Raw genomic sequence first — 18698 nt, forward strand, 5'->3', positions numbered from 1 at the left:
TATCGGCATCGTCGAATGCAATTGGTGGGCACGCTACGCTTTGCCCACCCTACGGCAGCGTCGATTGCAGCTACACCGCCGGATGCCGCGACGCCGCCAGCCCTGCAAGCGCCTCTTCCAGCTTGTCGCGATCGAGCGGCTTGATCAGGAACCCGTTCATGCCCGCTTCGAAGCAGGCGTAGCGATCCTCCACCAGCGTATTGGCGGTGAGCGCCAGGATCGGCGTGTGGTGGCCGCCGGTGGCCGCCTCATGCGCGCGGATGCGTTTTGTTGCCTCGATGCCATCGAGTTGCGGCATCTGGATGTCCATCAGCACGAGATCATAGGGCGTGCCGGCCAATGACGCAGCGAGCCAGGATTCCAGCGCGGCCTCGCCATGGACGGCGATGACGACGCGGTGGCCGAGCTTCGTCAGCAGGGAGCGCATCAACAGCGCGTTGATCTCGTTGTCTTCGGCAACGAGGACCGACAGGCCTTTCGTCGTCGCCGCGCTGGCGGAGTCAGCCGGCGGCTCAGGTGCGAGATCGGGCGAGGCAATTTCAGGCGTCAGCGCGAGGCGTGCGGCGAGCGAGGCCGTGCGCAGCGGCTTCACCAGAAAGCCGGTGAAGGCCGGCGAGAGCTTTTCGTGGCGCGAGCTCGACGTCAGCAGCACCAGCCGTTGTAATGCATGCGCGCGGGACACGTCGCCCAGATGATCGGCAATTGCAGGACCGATCGTGCGGTCGATCAGCACCGCGTGCCATGAGCGCTCCGGCAGCAGCGCTTCGGCCACGGTGACATCAGTCACCAGACAGGTCTGACTGCCCCAGCGCTCGAGCCGCCGCGCGATCAGCGAGGCCTCGATGCCCTCGGCGATCAGCAGGATCGACTTGCCCGAGAGGTCAGGACTCGGGAATGCGGTCTGGCCTCCTCCTGCTTGCGATGGCGCGAGCGGCACGGCGACCTCGAAGGTCGCGCCCTTGCCCGGCTCGCTCGTGAGCGTGATGCGGCCGCCCATGCGCTTGACGATGCGCTCGCTGATGGCGAGCCCAAGCCCGGTGCCGCCATAGGTGCGGGCGACGCGCTCGTCGGCCTGCTCGAATTCGCGGAAGATGCGCTGCTGCGCCTCGGGCGCGATGCCGATGCCGGTGTCGCGGACGAGAAAGCTGATCTCGTTCGGCCAGATCCCGGGCTCGACGATCAGCGCGACGCCCCCGCTCGCGGTGAACTTGATGGCGTTGCCGGCGAGGTTGAGTAGCACCTGGCGCAGCCGCGCGGCATCGCCGACGACCTCCAGCGGCAGCCGCTCGTCGACATAGGCGGCGATTTCAAGCTGCTTCGCTTGCGCGCGCGGCGCCAGCAGCTCGGTGATTTCCTCGATCAGTGTGGAGAGTGCGAAGGGACGCTGCTCGAGATCGAGCTTGCCGGCCTCGATCTTGGAATAGTCGAGCAGCTCCTCGATCAACGCCATCAGCGCCTCGCCGGAGGTTTTCACAGCGCGGGCGTAGGTGGCCTGCTCCGGTGTCACCGTGGTGTCGAGCAGGAGGCCGCCCATGCCGATGATGCCGTTCAGTGGCGTGCGGATCTCGTGCGAGGCCATCGCGAGGAAACGCGATTTGGCGCGGTTGGCGGCGTCGGCCTGATCGCGTGCGTCGGACAGCGCGCGCTCGGTCTCGGTGCGGTCGGTGACGTCGCGGCCGACGCTCTGCAATTCGGCGGGCTGGCCGGCGTCGAGGCGGACATAGCCCTCGCGCCAGGCGATCCAGCGCGCGCCGAGCGGGGTGGTGATCCTCTGGTCGTGAATGCGCGTGCCGTTGCTCTCGCGGGCGCTGTCGCCCTGTTCCAGCACGTCGAAGTCAAAACGCGTGCCGACCAGCGTACCACGGTCCTGGCCGGCGAGCGCGCAATAGGCGTCATTGGCGAAGGTGATGCGGCCCTGATGATCGCGCAGCACGATCAGATCGCCCTGCTGTTCGAACAGGCTGCGGGCGCGTTCCTCGGCTTCCTTCAGCTCCCAATTGCGATCGATCAGCGCCTCGTTGTGCGCAGCGAGCGCGCGCATCCGCTTGTTGACGAAGCGCAGCCGCATGCTGAGCGTGGCAAGGCCGAGGCAGGCGAGTGCGAACAGGAAGCTCGCGCCAATCGCAAAGGTGTTGGGGTCGTAGCCGGAATTCTCGGAGCGGCTGCCGGAGACGAAACCATAGGCGCCGCCAAACGTCGCCGAGAAGATCATGAAGGAGCGGATCGCGAAGGCAATCTTGGGATACTGCCGCCTGAAGCGGCGCATGCGCACCTTGATCCGGAACGTCCGATCCATCGTCACCGACCTCGACTCTTGTCCGAAACCCCACCGCCGCCGCGTGCGACGATGTCTCGCCGACCTTGCGATCCGCTTGAGGCTTTGGGGCGGCCTCCAAACAAGGCTAACGAGGTGTTAACGCCTCAAAGCGAGGCGGCTTGCAGCGGGAGCGGGCGTTGGCCGCCATGGGCGCCGACGATCAAGGCTGCCGCCTCGCGCTGCGAGAACGTCTTGGAGCGCACATAGATGCGGTAATCGGCCGGACCGTCGGTGGAGAGATAGATCACCGGGCCGCCGTCGACCGGTTGCGCGGCAATCGTGATGAGGCGTGTCGCCGGATTGGTCTGACAGGAGTCCGTCTCGGAACCGAGGCCGTCGTCCACCACCGCGAAGTCCGCTTCGTCCGCGTCGTCGGTGATCCGGACCCGCACCGTGGCCCGCGATGGATCGTCGGTGAAGGCGACATGGATTCCGGCGGTCCAGAACAGGGTCGTCAGCTCGACCGAGGTGTCGCCGAGCGCGATGCAGGGATGTGAGACCGATCCGATCTCGCTGCGGGCGAACACCGCGGCTGCCAACAGCGGAACAACCGAGGCCAGGATCTTGAAACGCAACATGACACGCTACTCGCCAGGCCCTGTGTGAAACTCGCACGGAACTCTTTGGGCCATGGTTTGCAGAGCGTAAAGGAAAGTCGTTACCGCCGGGTTGATGCGCGGAATGATCAGGCCAGCTGGCGCACATCCTCCGCGAGTGCGCGGTAGGACAGCGCTTCGGCGAGATGCAGCCGGCCGATCTTGTCGGCACCGTCGAGGTCGGCGAGCGTGCGCGCCACCCGCAGCACGCGGTGATAGCCGCGCGCCGACAGCCGCATCGTTTCGGCGGCATCGCGCAGCAGCTTTTGGCCTTGCGCGTCGGGTTTCGCGATCTCCTCCAGCACGGAGGCGGGCGCCTCGGCATTGGTGCGGATTTTGGGCATCCCGGCATCCGCGTAACGCACAAGCTGGATGTCGCGTGCTGCGGCGACACGTGCGGCCACTTCGGCGGAGCCCTCTGCCGGCGGCGGCAGGATCAGATCGGCTGCGGTGACTGCCGGCACCTCGATGCGCAAATCGATGCGATCCATCAAGGGGCCCGAGATGCGCGCCTGGTAATCGCCGGTGCAGCGATCGATGCGGCCGCGCTTGCAGGCATAGCCGGGCTCGAACGCATTGCCGCAGCGGCAGGGATTCATCGCAGCGACCAGCATGAAGCGCGCCGGATAAGTCACGCGGTGATTGGCGCGCGACACGGCGACCTCGCCGTTCTCAAGCGGCTGGCGCAGCGAATCCAGCACGCGCGGATCGAACTCCGGCAGCTCGTCGAGGAACAGCACGCCCTGATGCGCAAGCGAGATCTCGCCGGGCTTTGCCCGCATGCCGCCACCGGTGAGTGCGGCCATGCTGGCGGAATGATGCGGCGAGCGGAACGGCCGCTGCGCCGTCAGCGCGCCGCCTTTGATCTCGCCCGCGACGGACGCGATCATCGAAACTTCGAGCAATTCGCCCGGCGACAGCGGCGGCAGGATCGAGGGCAGGCGCGCGGCCAGCATCGACTTGCCGGCGCCGGGGGCACCGATCATCAGGAGATGATGTCCGCCGGCCGCGGCAATCTCCAGCGCGCGCTTGGCACTCTCCTGGCCCTTGATGTCGCGCAGGTCGAGCAGCGAGGCTGTGGCTTCATGCACTTTCGGCGTGGGCCGCGACAGCACTTGCGTGCCCTTGAAGTGGTTGGCGATCTGGATCAGCGAGTGTGCGGCAATGATCTGGATGTCGGGGCTCGCCCATGCCGCTTCGGAGCCGCAAGACGCCGGACAGATCAATCCTTCCTCGCGGACATTGGCGCCGATCGCAGCGGGCAGAACGCCGGCGACCGGTGCGATCGATCCGTCGAGGCCGAGCTCGCCGAGCACGGTAAAGCCGGTCAGCGCATCCGGCGGTATCGCGCCGATCGCCGCCATCAGGCCGAGCGCAATCGGAAGGTCGTAATGGCTGCCTTCCTTGGGCAGATCGGCGGGCGCCAGATTGACGATAATCCGCCGCGCCGGCAGTGCGAGCCCTGAGGCAATCAGCGCCGAGCGCACGCGTTCGCGCGCCTCCGACACCGCCTTGTCAGGCAGGCCGACAATGGCAAAGGCCGGCAAGCCCGGCGCGACCTGCACCTGCACGTCGACCGCGCGGGCCTCGATCCCCTCAAAGGCGACGGTGGAAACCCGTTGAACCATGCCCGAACCAGCCTGCCCCTTGGTACAATTAGGGGTAGCAGAGCGCGGCGCCCTCTGCAAGAACAATACAGGAACGATCCAAAGGCCGCCCAAGCCCTAACCAGTCGTAAACGCGCTCCCGACACTACGCTTCGAATGCGAGCGGCTCTCCTCAGCACATCCCAACGAATGTTCGCTACCCCTAGGGTGCGGGATGGGCCGTGGTCTAACGGGTGAACAATTCAAATGCTTGCAAATCGCCGCAGAAGCGAACGACGGGGATGCACCCGGCTTGCCAAGATTCATTTTGGCGCGGGCTCGCTGCCCAGGGACTGCACGATCACGGATATCTCGGATGGCGGCGTGAAGGTCGTGGCGGAGTTTCTGGAAGTGCCGCCGCAATTCACCATCATCTTTGCGCCCGATTATTCCCGCCAATGCCGCCTGCGCTGGCGCATCGGCTGCGAATTCGGTGCCGAATTCACCGACTAAGGTCTCAAGGGCGACGTCCTTAACGGGACTTTAGCGTTAATCGGTAAGCATCTCTGATCCGTCGCCGAGTGATCAGAGTATGTCCAAGCGTTCGTCCCTCGCCGCTCCCGCGACGAGATTCCTGCTTCCCGCGCTCCTGGTGCTCATGCTCGGTGGTTGCCAGACCATGAGCCTTGACGATGTGACCGGCGCGCTCGGCACCAAATCGGAAACGGCAGGCAAGGCCGACAGCAGGCCAGACCTGGATGGCCTGCGCGAGCGCTATCGCGCCAAGCCCAGCGATCCCGCCATCGCGCTCGAATACGGCAAGGCGCTACGCGACACCGGCCAACGCGGCCAGGCGGTCGCGGTGATGGAGCAGGCGGTGCTCGCCCATCCCAGCAACAAGGCGTTGCTCGCCGGCTACGGCCGCGCGCTCGCCGACAACGGTAATTTCCAGCAGGCCTTCGACGTGCTCAGCCGCGCGCATACGCCTGAGGATCCCGACTGGCGCATCCTGTCGGCGCAGGGCGCGGCACTCGATCAGCTCGGCCGCAACGAGGACGCGCAGCAATATTACGCCTCCGCGCTGAAGATCGTGCCTGACGAGCCGCAGGTCCTGTCCAATCTCGGCCTGTCCTATGTGCTCCAGAACAATCTGCCGCGGGCCGAGGAAACGATGCGCCGTGCCTATGAGCGCAATCCCAACGATTCCCGCGTGCGCGGCAATCTTGCGCTGGTGGTGGGGCTGCAAGGAAAGCAGGCCGAGGCCGAGACCATCGTAAAGGGCGATCTGCCGCCCGATCAGGCCGCAGCCAAGGTCACCGCGTTGCGCCAGTTGCTGACGAAGAAGCAGCAGCAGCGGGCGGACAAATAGTCCGCCCACTTTCTGGATTCTTTTTTGACGCGTTTTCTCGGCGCGAGCCGGTGTCCACTTCGCTCGAAAACGCTTTGGTCCTCAAGACGCCTTGCGATGCGGAGCGGAGGGGCGACCCGACCGGCCCTTCAATTTCTTCAGGAGCGGCCCGAGCAGCGAGCGCTTCGGCTTCTTGACCTCGCCGCGTCCGGCGAGGCGGTTCGCCATGTTCTGGAACAGCTCGGTGGTGCGGTGGCTCTTGGAGACCTCCGCGATCATCTGGCCGTTATTGGCGGCGGTCGAGAACAGTTTTGAATCGAACGGGATCACCGCGATCGGCTGGCTCTCCATGGTCTTGGCGAACGCCTTGACCTCGATCTCCGCCCGCTTGTGCATGCCGACCTGGTTGATGCAGTACAGTGGCGGCCGGTCGTTCGGCCGCGCTGCCTTCAGCACGTTCAGCATGTTCCGGGTATTGCGCAGATTCGCGAGATCGGGCTCGGCCACGATCACGATGTCGTCGGCATTGACCAGCGCGCGCCGCGTCCAGCCCGACCATTGATGGGGAATGTCGAGCACGATGCAGGGCGTGGTCATGCGCAGCGTGTCGAAGATCGCATCAAAAGCTTCGGCGCCGAAATCGTAGACGCGGTCAAGGGTGACAGGCGCCGCCAGCAGGCTGAGGCGCTCGGTGCATTTCGAGAGCAGGCGCTCCATCAGCGCCGTGTCGGGGCGGTCCTGCGATAGCACCGCGTTGGCGATGCCCTGCGCCGGATCCTGATTGTAGTCGAGGCCCGCGGTCCCGAAGGCGAGGTCGAGATCGATCACGACCGAATCGAGCGCGAGGTCGCGCGCGATGGTCCAGGCCAGATTATGCGCGACGGTGGATGCGCCGACGCCGCCCTTGGCGCCGACCACCGCGATGACGCGTCCGGTGATGATGGTCTCGGAGGCCGAGAACAGGCTGCTGATCGAGCGGACCACGTCGAGGGTTTCGACCGGCCCGACCACGTAGTCGTTGACGCCGCGGCGCACCAGCTCGCGATAGGGCGCGGTGTCGTTGGGATTACCGATCACGACCACGCGGGTGCCGGGATCGCAGACCCCGGCGAGATCGTCGAGGCCCTCGAGAATGTCGCGCGTGCCGTCGGATTCGATCACGATGACGTTCGGCGTCGGCATCGTCTCATAGACTTCGATGGCCGCGGCGAGGCCGCCGCTTCTGGCGGTGAGATGCGCCTTGGCGAGACGGCGATCCTGCCCGGCCGCGGTCACCGCGGCGAGCGTCTGGTCGGTCTCGCAAAATGCCTGCACGGAGATGCGAGGAACCGGTGCGATGTGGTCCTCGGGGTGATGCGGATCGTCCGCTTCTTCGTCGTTCACACTTGTCATTTGCCTGTGTCGCTGAGTTTGGCCTTCTCGGCGTCGGGACTGGGGGTCGAGATCGGGGTGCCCTTGCGATAGCGGTCGAAGGCGATGTCGCGCCGAGCTGTATAGACCGGCGTTTCCGCACGCGGCTGCTCGAGGTCGGCGGGATTGTCGATCATCGCCGCGAGATTGCGCTGGGTGGCGCAGCCAAGATTGAAGTACGGCCGGTTCTCGTTGTAGCCGGGGTCGAGGATGGACGGACCGACGTCTTCCGGCCACAGCCCGCAGGGGCCGGCGACCGCGGCGATCCGGGAATAGCCCAGGCGAATGGTGGGCAGCAGTCCGGGATCCTCGGGACGATAGGGATGCTGGACGATGGCGCGCGACGGCACGCCGCCGGACGCGAGCACCGAACGGATCTCCTGATAGGTGGCGGCCGCGGCGCGCGAATTCGAGGAGTCGATTGGCACGTCGACGACGACGGAGCCGGTGCCTTCGCGCACCCAGTCCCGGGCGATGCCCTCGACGTCCGCGTGCTGCGCGGACGAGAGGCCGCCGCGCGCCTTGCCGACGAAGATCACGATCGACTTCTTGGCTTCCTGCACCGCGATCGGATGACGCTGGCGATAGTCGGTCGGCACCGTCTGGGTGACGATCTCGCCGGTGGTGTTGCACGCGCCCAGCATGACGGAGAGCCCCGTCAACGCCAGCGCGACGCTTAAATTGCGACGTCGATCGGCTGTCGTGTTCGTCATCGCTTGATCCCCTCTTGCCCCATGTCCTGCCCGGTCCCCAAACCGTCCGCCTCAGTCGATGATGAAGCCGAAATCGCCGGGCGAGCCGCTGATCGGATCGGCGCGGCGGGCGATGCCATAGAGGCGGTTCATGCGGCCGAGCAGCGCCGTCTGGGCGTCCGAAGCGGGCGCGAAGCCGTCGTCGGGCCGCGACAATTCCTTCTGGGCAACTGCGCGCACCACATAGGGCGTCACGATCACCATCAGCTCGGTCTCGTTGTTGACGTAGTCCTGGCTGCGAAACAGCGCGCCGAGGATCGGGACCTGGTCGACGCCGGGCAGGCCATTGATCGCCTGCTTGGTCTGCTGCTGGATCAGGCCGGCCATTGCCATCGAGCCGCCGGAGGGAATCTCCAGCGTGGTCTCGGCGCGGCGGGTCTGGACCGAGGGGATGGTGATGGAGCTCGACGACGTCGAGGACAGCGCCTGCGTCACGGTGATGGCGTTCTGGTTCGACAGCTCCGACACTTCCGTCATCACCCGCAGGCTGATGCGGCCTTCGCTGAGCACGACCGGCGTGAAGTTCAGGGAGATGCCGAATTTCTTGTAGGTGATCTGGGTGGTACAGACATGCGTGACCGGATCGCAGGAATAGCCTGCGGGAATCGGGAATTCGCCACCCGCGATGAAGGTCGCGGATTCGCCCGAGATCGCGGTCAGGCTCGGCTCGGCCAAGGTGCGCATCACGCCGGCGCTTTCCATCGCGCGCATCGTGGCGTTGACGGTGGCCACGCCCTTCGTGAGACCGCCGACGCCAAGCCCGTTGCCGCTGACCAGCGGCCCGCCGCTGACCGAGAACGGGTTGGAGTTGTTGAAATTCACCACCGCGGTGCCGGCGTTCAGGCTGGCGCTGAGATCGACGCCGAGCTGCTTGACGATGTCGCGGCGGACTTCACCGACGACGACCTTGAGCATCACCTGGTCGCGGCCGCGCACGACGATGTTGTTGACGACCTTGTCGGAGCCGCCGACGAGTTTTGCGGCGACGTCGCCGGCCTGCTGGGCCTCGACCGGGCTCGACACCGAGCCGGTCAGCATCACGCTCTCGCCGACGCCTTCGATCTGCACACCCGGCAGCGACGAGCGTAGCGCGGCACGCATGCCGTTGAGGTCGCGCTTTACCGCGATGTCGTAGGCCGCAACCTGCTGGCCGTCGGCAGAGAAGAACACGACGTTGGTCTGGCCGACCTGGCCCCCGATGATATAGGCGCGCTGCGCCGAGCGGACCACCGCGTTGGCGATCTTGGGATCGGCCACCAGCACGTCCTTGACCTCGCGCGGCAGGTCGATGACGACCGATTTGCCCACGCCAAGAGAGAGAAAGCGCGTCTTCGTCGGTGTGATCGTTCCGACCGACGATACGCCGAGATCCGGCGCCTGTAGTGGCGCCTGGTCACCGACCGGCGCATCTGCGGCAGCGCTGACCATGCGGGGCGCCGCAAGCAGCCCCAGCATCAGCATCAGCATCGTCCCCGTCCAGAACGAGCGCGCGCGCTTCCCCCGAATGCGCATGCCCGTCCGATCATCCCCGTAGTTCATGATGTCCCCATCACTTCTGTGACGTCAGTTGTCGTGCCTGCACCCCGTAGCGGATCACGTTGACTCCGCCGGCAGGACGCTTGATCGCCTGGTCATCGGCCGTGCCGTCGACTGCGTTGGCGTCGACGAGGCTTCGCAGCGCAAGCTGAAGCGTGCCGCCCTGGCGCGAGGCCGCGAGGATCGCGATCTGATCCGGCTTGAGCTCGAGCGTGACGGTCTTGCCGACCACGGCGTTCTGGCCGTCTTTTTCCTTCGGCGCCTGGTCGATCGCGAGCACGCGGATGTTGGTCAGGATGACCTCGGAAATGACGAGGTCGTTGCCGCCGGTCGGACCGTTGTTGTTCGCGCCATCGGGGTTCTTCAGGCGGCGGGTCAGGACGATGTCGACGCGGTCGTTCGGCAGGATGAAGCCGCCGGCGGCAGTCTCGGCTGAAATCTCGGTGGAAACGGCGCGCATGCCCGCGGGCAGGATCGCGGCCATGAAGCCGGAGCCCTCGGCGCGGACCAGCTTCTGCTCGCGGATCGGTTCGCCCTGCATCAACGGCACGCGCGCGATCGAACCTGCGATCTGGGTTTGCGCTTCGGGCCTGTTGTCGCGGCGGATGAAGGCGTTGCTGGCGGTCGACGCAGGCCAGGACTGCCATTGCAGATCGTCGGGCTTCACGGCCTGACCGAGCTGGATGTCGTTCTTCGCGACCAGGACCTCGACCGTCGGCAGCTTTTCGGCGGCGGGGAGGACAGCGGGCAGGGATGCGTTCTGGTAACCGCTCGCCAGATACGCGGCGACGCCGCCGGCGCCCAGCGCGATGACGAGAACGATAATGCGTGCGGTGTTCATACGCTTCTACTCTTACGCAGGGCACTCGAACCGCACGTGGCGGGTTCCCCGGCATCGATGAGTAGGGAGTAAAAGTATAAGGGGTGTTGCGAGGCCGAGTGTGATGGCGCGTGATGATGCGCGTTCTCGGCAGATGGTGAACGTCGCGTTAGCCGGTCGGCCAGTGGCCCCGCAGAATCACGCAAGGTGACTCGTGCATTCGAATGAAGCGCGCGGCGTCATGGTGAATGGGTGGTTAGGGGCGCCGCCGTGGTGGTGAGACGGAAACAACGCGACACATCACTGATGTCGTCCCTGCGAACGCAGGGATCCATAACCCCAGGGAGAAGTTTGGCGAGGACTCGTCGTTCGGAATGTCGATCGCCCGCAATCGATAGATTCCGCGGTATGGGTCCCCGCGTTCGCGGTGACGACGCCGAGGAGATTACGCGCGCAATGACAGCCCTACTTCGCCCGCTTCTGCTCGATCACGTCCCAGACCTTCGCCGCGACATCGGGCCCGCCGAGCTTTGCAATCGCGCGGATGCCCGTTGGCGAGGTCACGTTGATCTCGGTGAGGTTGCCGTTGATGACGTCGATGCCGACGAACAACAGGCCGCGCTCGCGCAGCGCCGGGCCGACGGTGGCGCAGATCTCGCGCTCGCGTGGCGTCAGCTCGGTCTCCTTTGCCGCGCCGCCGCGCACCATGTTGGAGCGGAGGTCGTCGGCGGCCGGCACGCGGTTCACCGCGCCTGCGAACTCGCCATTGACCAGGATGATGCGCTTGTCGCCGAGCTTCACCTCGGGAATGAACTGCTGGATCACCCAGGCTTCCTTGAACGTCACCGAGAACATGTCGAACAGCGAGCCGAAATTCATGTCCTGCGGCATCACGCGGAACACCGCCGCGCCGCCATGGCCGTGCAGCGGCTTCATCACGACGGCGCCGTGCTTGTCGCGGAACGCATTGATCTCGTCGAGGTCGCGCGAGATCAGCGTCGGCGGCATCAGCTGCGGAAAGTTCATCACGAACAGCTTCTCCGGCGCGTTGCGCACCGAGGCGGGGTCGTTGACGACCAGCGTCTTCGGATGGATGCGCTCGAGCAGATGCGTCGAGGTAATGTAGGCGAGGTCGAACGGCGGATCCTGGCGCAGCAGCACGACGTCAAAGCCGTTGAGAGCCTCGCGCTTGGGCTCGCCGAGGGTGAAGTGATTGCCGGGCTCGTCGCGCACGGTGAGGAGCTGGACGGGCGCGACGATCTCCTCGCCGACCATCGAGAGCTTGTCGGGCGTGTAATAGGACAGGCCATGGCCGCGCTTTTGCGCCTCCAGGAGCAGCGCAAAGGTGGAATCGCCCTTGATGTTGATGCGGGCGATGGGGTCCATCTGGACGGCGACGTTCAGTTTCATGGTCTGCCTTTCAGGTCGAGGCGTCGAATGCCGCCAACACATGGCGCGGAAGTGAGCGCGGCGCAATCAGCATGGCGTCGAATCGCAATTCGAATTCGGCATGCTCGGGATGCGCTACGAGCCAGCCTTGCGCGGCATTGATGATGCGCTGCTGCTGGCGCGGGGTCACGGCATAGGCGGCCTCATCGAGGCTGGCGCGGGCCTTGACCTCGACGAAGGCGATCAGATTGCGGCGGCGCGCCACGAGGTCGATCTCGCCATGCGGCGTGCGGAAGCGCTTTGCGAGGATGCGGTAGCCCTTGGCCATGAGAAAAGCTGCGGCGCGACTCTCCGCGGAAATACCGGTGCGGAACGCGGCGACGCGCTCGGGCGATGCGATTTTCGGTTCCGCGCCCTCAGTCTTCGCCATCGTTGCCCCTGAGATCTTTGGCGAGCTCCAGCGCGCGGGCGTAGACCTCGCGGCGCGGCCGGCCCGAGAGCGCGACCGCGTGCGCGACGGCATCCTTGACGCTGTGCACGCCAAGCTGCTCGCGCAGCAGATCGTCGAGCGCATCCGATGTCAGCAACTCGGCGTCGGCCGCTGGCGGAGCGATCACCAGCACGAACTCGCCGCGTGTCTCCAGCGTGTCGGCGTCGCGCGCCAACTCGCTCAAAGTCGCGCGCGAAATCTCCTCATGGAGTTTCGTCAACTCGCGGCAGATCGCGGCCTCGCGCGTGCCCATGATCTCGGCGAGCTCGGCGAGCGTATCCTGCACGCGATTACCGGAATCGAACATCACCAGTGTCGCGTCGATGCGCGCGAGCTCGGTCAGGCGCGATTTTCGCGCGGCGGATTTTGACGGCAAAAAGCCTTCGAAGAAGAAGCGGTCGGTCGGCAGCGCGGCGACTGACAGCGCCGCCAGCACCGAGGACGGGCCGGGCAGCGCATAGACTGCGTGGCCGGCAGCGCAGACCTCGCGCACCAGCTTGAAGCCGGGATCCGAGATCAGCGGCGTGCCAGCGTCCGACACCAACGCGATAGAGCCGCCTGCCGCAAGCGCCTCCAGGATTTTTGGGCGCGCGGCTTCGGCATTGTGCTCGTGATACTGCTTGAGCTGCGCGGAGATGTCGTAGCGCTCGGTCAGCCGCCGCGTGATGCGGGTGTCCTCGCAGGCGATGACATCGACGCCGGCGAGGGTCTGGAGCGCCCGCAGCGTGATGTCGCCGAGATTGCCGATGGGGGTCGCGACCAGATGGAGGCCTGGCGCCGCCTTCGGGGCTGGGAGCCGATGGGCGTCGATGGAGAAGCCGCGCGGGGCGGCGTCTGTGCCTTCAGGTGTATTTATCGGGGCCGGCTTTGCGCGCATAATGAATTGAACTTAGGCACGATGTCAGGGGCTGGGAACCGGTCACCGGAAAAAGATCGTGCCTGGGTCAGGGGTGAGGAGGACTGGAAAGTGATGCCTGCGGCATCACATTCCAGACGGAATGAAGCGTCAGCGCCATATTCGCGACGGAAACGCCGCCTTGATGCTTTGTGACGGACGGTGGACAGCTAGCCAGGACTTGAGTGGAGACCGCGTTAAGCGGTTATTATCCTTTTGTTTTAGTTAACTATTTGCCGACAATATGCCTGAATCCGCGGCTTGTGTCGTGGGAAGAGTGTTGTGTGACCGGCCGGCCGACGGCCGGTCAGAAGAGAAGCTGCCATGCCGGGCCCGCGTGATCCCAGATCTTCCTCGTCGGAGGAGTCTCCCGTTCAGGGGCCCTTGATGTCAGGGGCGACCCGGCGGAGCGCGCTTGGCCTGTTGCTCGGTGCGCCCTTGCTGTCGGCCTGCGCCGGTGTGCAGCAGAGCCTCAGCCAGTTCTCCAACCCGTTCAGCAGCTCCTCCCCGCCCCCGGCCCAGCCGGCCGGTCCCCCGCAGCAGGCCACCACCGCCGGTACCGGCGGGGTCAAGGTCGCGGTGATCCTGCCGCTCTCGGCCTCGGGCAACGCCGGCCTCGCCGCGCAGTCGATGCGCAATGCCGCCGAGATGGCGCTGGCCGAGTTCCAGAATCCCAACGTCCAGCTCCTGATCAAGGACGACAACGGCAGCCCGCAGGGTGCGCAACAAGGCGCGCAGCAGGCGGTCGAGGAGGGTGCCGAGATCATTCTGGGGCCGCTGTTCGCGCAGTCGGTGCCGGCGGTGGCGCAGGTCGCGCGCACGCGCAGCATTTCCGTGATCGCGTTCTCGACCGATTCCAGCATCGCCGGCCGCGGCGTTTATCTGCTTTCTTTCCTGCCGGAGTCCGACGTCAACCGCATCGTCGAATATTCCGCCAGCATCGGAAAGCGCTCGGTCGCCGTGCTCGTGCCTGATAATGCCTATGGCAATGTCGTCGAAGCTGCGGTGAAGGCAGCGGTGCCGCGGCGCGGCGGACGCATCGTTGCGTTCGAGAAATACGGTGCCGATCGCGCGACGCCGGCGCGCACCGTGGCGCAGCAGCTCGGCGGCGCGGATGCGCTGTTCATTGCCGATGACGGCGATGCCGTTGTTGCCGTGGCCGACGCCATGACGGCCGCGGGTGCGAATTTGCGCAACATCCAGCTGCTCGGCACCGGCCTGTGGGACAATCCGCGCGTCTATGCCAATTCGAGCTTGCAAGGCGGTCTCTATGCCGCGCCCGATCCGGCCGGTTTTCGCGCGTTCTCCGGCCGCTACCGCACCAAATACGGCGCCGAGCCGATTCGCACCGCGACACTCGCCTATGACGCGGTCGCCCTTGTCGCCGCGCTGGCGCGCACGCAAGGCACCACACGCTTCTCGCCGGATGTGCTCACCAATCCCTCCGGCTTTGCCGGCATCGACGGCCTGTTCCGCTTTCGCGCCGATGGGACGAATGAACGCGGCCTTGCGGTGATGAAGGTGACGACGGGTGGCGGTGTTGCGGTGGCCGGTTCGCCGAAGAGTTTTGGGGCGTAGTTCGAGATGACGGTGCCGTAGGGTGGGTTAGCCGAAGGCGTAACCCACCATGCTTCCGCGCACGTGGGACGAAGTTGGTGGGTTACGCCGAGCAGATGCGCTTTGCGCATCTGCAGGGCTAGCCCACCCTACGAGATATCGTTACGCCGCGAGATCCGCGACCACCGCATCCAGCACCGGAAATCCGCTGCTGGTCACGCGCAGCCGTCCCGTCGCATCCACTGTAATCGCACCTTCCTCACGCAGCAGCGTGATGCGTTTGGGATCGAGCGGGCGGCCGGAGAGTGCCTTGTACCGTTCGGGATCGATGCCCTCCGCCAAGCGCAATCCCATCAGCAGGAATTCGTCGGCGCGTTCTTCGCTGTTGAGGAGATCGTCGGTGACGTTGCCGTGGCCGTTGGTCTCGACGCGCATCAGCCAGGCTTCGGGACGCTTCTCGGTGGCGGTGGCATGGCGCACGCCGTCGATATCGAGACGGCCGTGCGCGCCAGGACCGATGCCGGCATATTCCTCACCGCGCCAATACACCAGATTGTGCCGGCACTCGGCGCCGCGCCGCGCGTGGTTGGAAATCTCGTAGGCGGGCAGGCTAAGCTTGTCGCAGGTTTCCTGTGTGACGTCATAAAGCGCGCGTGCGACGGCTTCATCCGGCGTCTTCAGTTTGCCGGCCTTGTGCAGGCCGAAGAACGGCGTGCCTTCCTCGATCGTCAATTGATAGAGCGACAGATGCTCGGCCGCTTCATCGATCGCGAGCTTTAGCTCGTTGGCCCACATCGCCGGCGTCTGGTCGGGGCGAGCGTAGATCAGGTCGAATGAATAGCGGTCGAACGAACGGCGTGCGATGGCGACGGCATCGAGCGCCTCGCGCGCGCTGTGCATGCGGCCGAGCGCTTTCAGCGAGGCATCGTCGAGTGCCTGCACGCCGAGTGAAACGCGGTTGACGCCGGCAGCGCGATAGCCGGCAAAGCGCGTGGCTTCGACGCTGGTCGGGTTGGCCTCGAGCGTCACCTCGGCGTCGCTGGCAACTTTCCAGTGCTTGCCGATCGCGTCGAGCACGGCGCCAACAGTCGAAGGCTGCATCAGCGACGGCGTGCCGCCGCCGAGGAAGATCGAGGTGACTTCGCGGCCGGGCGAACGCTGCGCGGTGGTTTCAATTTCGCGCGCGAAGGCGGAGGCAAACCGCGCCTCGTCGATCGCGGCGTGGCGAACGTGGCTGTTGAAGTCGCAATACGGGCACTTCGACAGGCAGAACGGCCAGTGCACGTAGACGCCAAAGGCTTCGGATTGTTGTTTTGACGCGTTTTCCTGGCGCGAACCGGTATCCACTTCGCTCGAAAACGCTTTAGCGCGGCTCAAGGCAGATCTCCGCCAGTTTCACGAAGGCGCGGGCGCGATGCGACAGGCCGAGGCCGAGCGGTGGCAGGCCGTGCTTCTCGATGCTGGTCATCTCGCCGAAGGTGCGGTCGTGACCGTCAGGCAAAAACGTCGGATCATAGCCGAAGCCGGCAGTCCCGCGCGGCGGCCAGACCAAAGTGCCGTCGACGCGCGCCTCGACCTCTTCGAGATGATCGTCGGGCCAGGCAACGCAGAGCGCGGAGACGAAATGCGCTTTGCGCTTGTCGGGCGCGGTGGCGCCGCGCTCCTGCAACAGGCGCTCGATCTGCGCCATCGCCGCAGCAAAATCCTTCGAAGGTCCAGCCCAGCGTGCGCTGTAGATTCCGGGCGCGCCGTCGAGCGCGTCGACGACGATGCCGGAATCATCGGCGAAGGCGGGAAGCCTGGTCGCCTGCGCCGCCGCGATCGCCTTGATCGCGGCGTTGCTGCGGAAATCGCTACCGGTCTCTTCGGGCTCGGGCAGGCCGAGCTCACCGGCCGACACCGCCTCGATGCCGTAAGGCGCCAAAAGCTCCTTCATCTCGGCGAGCTTGCCGGGATTGTGGGTGGCGATGACGAGCTTTCCGGTGATTCGGCGGTGCATGGGTCTATTGACTACGCGACAGCCAGTTTCTGCAAGTCCACGAGACGCGCGATGCCCTTCTGGGCCAGCGCCATCAGTGCCAGGAACTCGTCCTGCGTGAACGGCTCGCGTTCCGCAGTACCCTGCACCTCGATGATGCGGCCATCGCCCGTCATGACGAAATTGGCGTCGGTCTGGGCTTCCGAATCCTCGGCATAGTCGAGGTCGAGCACGGGCGTGCCGTTGTAGATGCCGCAGGAGATCGCGGCGACGTTGTCGCGCAGCACCTTGGCCTTGATCATGTTGCGCGCCTTCATCCAGTTGAGGCAATCGGCGAGCGCGACCCAGGCGCCGGTGATCGAGGCCGTCCGGGTGCCGCCGTCGGCCTGGAGCACGTCGCAATCGACCGTGATCTGGCGCTCACCGAGCGCTTCGAGATCGACAATGGTGCGCAAGCTGCGGCCGATCAGGCGCTGGATCTCGACGGTGCGACCGCTTTGCTTGCCGGCGGCGGCTTCGCGGCGGGTACGTTCGGAGGTCGCGCGCGGCAGCATGCCGTATTCGGCGGTGACCCAGCCGCGGCCCTGGCCCTTCAGCCACGGCGGCAGGCGGTCTTCCAGCGTGGCGGTGACCAGCACATGGGTGTCGCCGAATTTCACCAGGCAGGAGCCTTCCGCATATTTGACCACGCCGCGCTCGAGCGTCACGGGGCGCAATTCGTCGGGCGCACGGCGGCTTGGCCGCATGAGGAATCCTCCAAAACTCTCGGAAAAGGGCTATTCGCGGTGCTTGTAGGGGGGGTGAGTGGGGAGAACAAGGCTTTTTCACCCCCGTTTTTCCACCCCGCAAACGCCACGCTTGTCAGAACCCTCCGGGATGGACAAATTACGAGCGTCTGAGAGGAGTTACCGTCTGTGGCCCATCACGATCCGATCCATCTGATCGCGCCGCGCGCAGGCCTCGCCCAGCTCAACGAGCGTTCTCGCGACATCTTTCGTCAAATTGTCGAAAGCTATCTCGCGACCGGCGAGCCGGTGGGCTCGCGCAATATCTCGCGGCTGATCGCGATGCCGCTGTCGCCGGCCTCGGTCCGCAACGTCATGGCCGATCTGGAACAGCTCGGCCTGATCTACGCGCCGCACACCTCCGCCGGCCGGCTGCCGACGGAACTCGGCCTGCGCTTCTTCGTCGACGCCCTGATGCAGGTCGGCGACCTCACCGATGCGGAGCGGCAGTCCATCCAGAGCCAGCTCACGTCCGTCGGCCAGGCACAATCGGTCGAGGCGGCGCTGGATCAGGCGTTGACGCGGCTGTCCGGTCTCACGCGGGCCGCCGCCGTGGTGCTGACGCCAAAGTCCAATGCGCGGCTGAAACACATCGAATTCGTCCGGCTGGAACCGGAAAAGGCGCTGGTGATCCTGGTCGGGGAGGACGGCCAGGTCGAAAACCGCGTGCTGTCGCTGCCCCCTGGAGTTCCCTCCTCGGCGATCACCGAGGCCGGCAATTTCCTCAATGCGCGGATTCGCGGCAGGACGCTGGCCGAAGCGCGGCTCGAGCTGGAAACGGCGCTCGGAGAGGCCCGCGCCGAGCTCGACCAGCTGACGCAGAAGGTGATTTCGGCCGGGATCGCCAGCTGGTCCGGCGGCGAGAAAGAGGACCGCCAGCTCATCGTCCGCGGCCATGCCAATCTGCTCGAGGATTTGCATGCCCTTGAGGATCTCGAGCGCGTTCGCCTGTTGTTCGAGGATCTCGAGACCAAGCGCGGCGTGATTGACCTCTTGGGACGTGCCGAAACCGCGGAAGGCGTGCGCATCTTTATCGGTTCGGAGAACAAGCTGTTTTCCTTGTCAGGCTCCTCCACGATCATCTCGCCCTATCGAGATGCCGCCGGCCACATCGTCGGCGTTTTGGGCGTGATCGGGCCGACGCGGCTGAATTATGCCCGTGTGATCCCGACCGTGGACTACGCCGCCCGCATCGTCAGCCGCCTTTTGGGGGGCTGACCGGCATTTCCTCCGATCACA

17 protein-coding genes are annotated in these 18698 nt (G+C 65.6%); 4 read left to right on the forward strand and 13 right to left on the reverse strand.

Annotated features, from left to right (window positions below; translation table 11 throughout):
- Positions 1-70: 70 nt before the first annotated feature.
- The 3 genes from IVB29_RS04050 to IVB29_RS04060 all read right to left on the reverse strand — a co-directional run bounded on the left by IVB29_RS04050 (position 71) and on the right by IVB29_RS04060 (position 4541).
- Positions 71-2296, reverse strand: a complete 2226-nt coding sequence (locus IVB29_RS04050; protein WP_247502094.1) for an ATP-binding protein — start codon at positions 2294-2296, stop codon at positions 71-73.
- A gap of 125 nt (positions 2297-2421) precedes the next feature.
- Positions 2422-2895, reverse strand: coding sequence for a hypothetical protein (locus IVB29_RS04055; protein WP_247502095.1), 474 nt, complete (start codon positions 2893-2895; stop codon positions 2422-2424).
- Between the two features lie 107 nt (positions 2896-3002).
- A complete protein-coding gene (locus IVB29_RS04060) occupies positions 3003-4541 on the reverse strand; it encodes a YifB family Mg chelatase-like AAA ATPase (RefSeq protein ID WP_247502096.1) in 1539 nt (512 codons plus the stop codon).
- Positions 4542-4766: 225 nt separating this feature from the next.
- Here IVB29_RS04060 and IVB29_RS04065 point away from each other — a divergent pair, with 225 nt between their 5' ends.
- Entirely contained in the window at positions 4767-5012 is a 246-nt protein-coding gene (locus IVB29_RS04065; protein ID WP_045004729.1) for a PilZ domain-containing protein, read from the forward strand.
- Positions 5013-5091: 79 nt separating this feature from the next.
- Complete coding sequence (locus tag IVB29_RS04070; RefSeq protein WP_247502097.1) at positions 5092-5868, forward strand: tetratricopeptide repeat protein; 777 nt, start codon at positions 5092-5094, stop codon at positions 5866-5868.
- A gap of 81 nt (positions 5869-5949) precedes the next feature.
- Here IVB29_RS04070 and IVB29_RS04075 read toward each other — a convergent pair whose 3' ends face one another.
- From IVB29_RS04075 to rsmI, 7 genes are all read right to left on the reverse strand, one after another.
- A complete protein-coding gene (locus tag IVB29_RS04075) occupies positions 5950-7239 on the reverse strand; it encodes an AAA family ATPase (RefSeq protein WP_247502098.1) in 1290 nt (429 codons plus the stop codon).
- Complete coding sequence (locus tag IVB29_RS04080) at positions 7236-7970, reverse strand: CpaD family pilus assembly protein (protein ID WP_247502099.1); 735 nt, start codon at positions 7968-7970, stop codon at positions 7236-7238. The genes IVB29_RS04075 and IVB29_RS04080 overlap by 4 nt, the downstream gene beginning before the upstream one ends.
- A gap of 51 nt (positions 7971-8021) precedes the next feature.
- On the reverse strand, positions 8022-9548 hold the full coding sequence (locus tag IVB29_RS04085; protein WP_247502100.1) for a type II and III secretion system protein family protein: 1527 nt from the start codon (positions 9546-9548) through the stop codon (positions 8022-8024).
- Positions 9549-9558: 10 nt separating this feature from the next.
- A complete protein-coding gene (gene cpaB, locus IVB29_RS04090) occupies positions 9559-10386 on the reverse strand; it encodes a Flp pilus assembly protein CpaB (RefSeq protein WP_247502101.1) in 828 nt (275 codons plus the stop codon).
- Positions 10387-10830: 444 nt separating this feature from the next.
- A complete protein-coding gene (gene gshB / locus IVB29_RS04095; protein ID WP_247502102.1) occupies positions 10831-11775 on the reverse strand; it encodes a glutathione synthase in 945 nt (314 codons plus the stop codon).
- A gap of 10 nt (positions 11776-11785) precedes the next feature.
- Positions 11786-12184, reverse strand: a complete 399-nt coding sequence (locus IVB29_RS04100) for a YraN family protein (protein WP_247502103.1) — start codon at positions 12182-12184, stop codon at positions 11786-11788.
- Positions 12171-13121: a 16S rRNA (cytidine(1402)-2'-O)-methyltransferase gene (gene rsmI, locus IVB29_RS04105; RefSeq protein ID WP_247502104.1), complete on the reverse strand. Its 951-nt coding sequence runs from the start codon at positions 13119-13121 to the stop codon at positions 12171-12173. The genes IVB29_RS04100 and rsmI overlap by 14 nt, the downstream gene beginning before the upstream one ends.
- A gap of 405 nt (positions 13122-13526) precedes the next feature.
- Between rsmI and IVB29_RS04110 the strand changes: the two genes are divergently transcribed.
- Complete coding sequence (locus IVB29_RS04110; protein WP_247502105.1) at positions 13527-14717, forward strand: penicillin-binding protein activator; 1191 nt, start codon at positions 13527-13529, stop codon at positions 14715-14717.
- 141 nt (positions 14718-14858) lie between these two features.
- Here the strand turns inward: IVB29_RS04110 and hemW are convergent, their stop codons facing one another.
- From hemW to rph, 3 genes are read right to left on the reverse strand one after another with little or no spacing between them, the layout of a single operon-like run.
- Positions 14859-16043 (reverse strand): radical SAM family heme chaperone HemW, encoded by a 1185-nt coding sequence (gene hemW / locus IVB29_RS04115; RefSeq protein ID WP_247502349.1) that lies wholly within the window; start codon positions 16041-16043, stop codon positions 14859-14861.
- 16 nt (positions 16044-16059) lie between these two features.
- The gene (gene rdgB, locus IVB29_RS04120; protein WP_247502106.1) at positions 16060-16695 is read right to left on the reverse strand and encodes an RdgB/HAM1 family non-canonical purine NTP pyrophosphatase; all 636 of its coding nucleotides are present in this window, start codon (positions 16693-16695) and stop codon (positions 16060-16062) included.
- Between the two features lie 11 nt (positions 16696-16706).
- Positions 16707-17420 (reverse strand): ribonuclease PH, encoded by a 714-nt coding sequence (gene rph, locus IVB29_RS04125; protein WP_247502107.1) that lies wholly within the window; start codon positions 17418-17420, stop codon positions 16707-16709.
- A gap of 168 nt (positions 17421-17588) precedes the next feature.
- On the opposite strand from rph, the gene hrcA reads away from it, so the two are divergent.
- Positions 17589-18677 (forward strand): heat-inducible transcriptional repressor HrcA, encoded by a 1089-nt coding sequence (hrcA, locus tag IVB29_RS04130; RefSeq protein ID WP_247502108.1) that lies wholly within the window; start codon positions 17589-17591, stop codon positions 18675-18677.
- The last annotated feature ends 21 nt before the right edge of the window (positions 18678-18698 follow it).

Origin of the sequence: Bradyrhizobium sp. 1, from assembly GCF_023073315.1 — a bacterium.
GTDB lineage: Bacteria > Pseudomonadota > Alphaproteobacteria > Rhizobiales > Xanthobacteraceae > Bradyrhizobium.

Coding starts and splice junctions, on each gene's coding strand:
- IVB29_RS04050 (WP_247502094.1), bottom strand. CDS start 2,296: ATGGATCGGACGTTCCGGATCAAGGTGCGCATGCGCCGCTTCAGGCGG.
- IVB29_RS04055 (WP_247502095.1), bottom strand. CDS start 2,895: ATGTTGCGTTTCAAGATCCTGGCCTCGGTTGTTCCGCTGTTGGCAGCC.
- IVB29_RS04060 (WP_247502096.1), bottom strand. CDS start 4,541: ATGGTTCAACGGGTTTCCACCGTCGCCTTTGAGGGGATCGAGGCCCGC.
- IVB29_RS04065 (WP_045004729.1), top strand. CDS start 4,767: ATGCTTGCAAATCGCCGCAGAAGCGAACGACGGGGATGCACCCGGCTT.
- IVB29_RS04070 (WP_247502097.1), top strand. CDS start 5,092: ATGTCCAAGCGTTCGTCCCTCGCCGCTCCCGCGACGAGATTCCTGCTT.
- IVB29_RS04075 (WP_247502098.1), bottom strand. CDS start 7,239: ATGACAAGTGTGAACGACGAAGAAGCGGACGATCCGCATCACCCCGAG.
- IVB29_RS04080 (WP_247502099.1), bottom strand. CDS start 7,970: ATGACGAACACGACAGCCGATCGACGTCGCAATTTAAGCGTCGCGCTG.
- IVB29_RS04085 (WP_247502100.1), bottom strand. CDS start 9,548: ATGAACTACGGGGATGATCGGACGGGCATGCGCATTCGGGGGAAGCGC.
- cpaB (WP_247502101.1), bottom strand. CDS start 10,386: ATGAACACCGCACGCATTATCGTTCTCGTCATCGCGCTGGGCGCCGGC.
- gshB (WP_247502102.1), bottom strand. CDS start 11,775: ATGAAACTGAACGTCGCCGTCCAGATGGACCCCATCGCCCGCATCAAC.
- IVB29_RS04100 (WP_247502103.1), bottom strand. CDS start 12,184: ATGGCGAAGACTGAGGGCGCGGAACCGAAAATCGCATCGCCCGAGCGC.
- rsmI (WP_247502104.1), bottom strand. CDS start 13,121: ATGCGCGCAAAGCCGGCCCCGATAAATACACCTGAAGGCACAGACGCC.
- IVB29_RS04110 (WP_247502105.1), top strand. CDS start 13,527: ATGTCAGGGGCGACCCGGCGGAGCGCGCTTGGCCTGTTGCTCGGTGCG.
- rdgB (WP_247502106.1), bottom strand. CDS start 16,695: ATGCACCGCCGAATCACCGGAAAGCTCGTCATCGCCACCCACAATCCC.
- rph (WP_247502107.1), bottom strand. CDS start 17,420: ATGCGGCCAAGCCGCCGTGCGCCCGACGAATTGCGCCCCGTGACGCTC.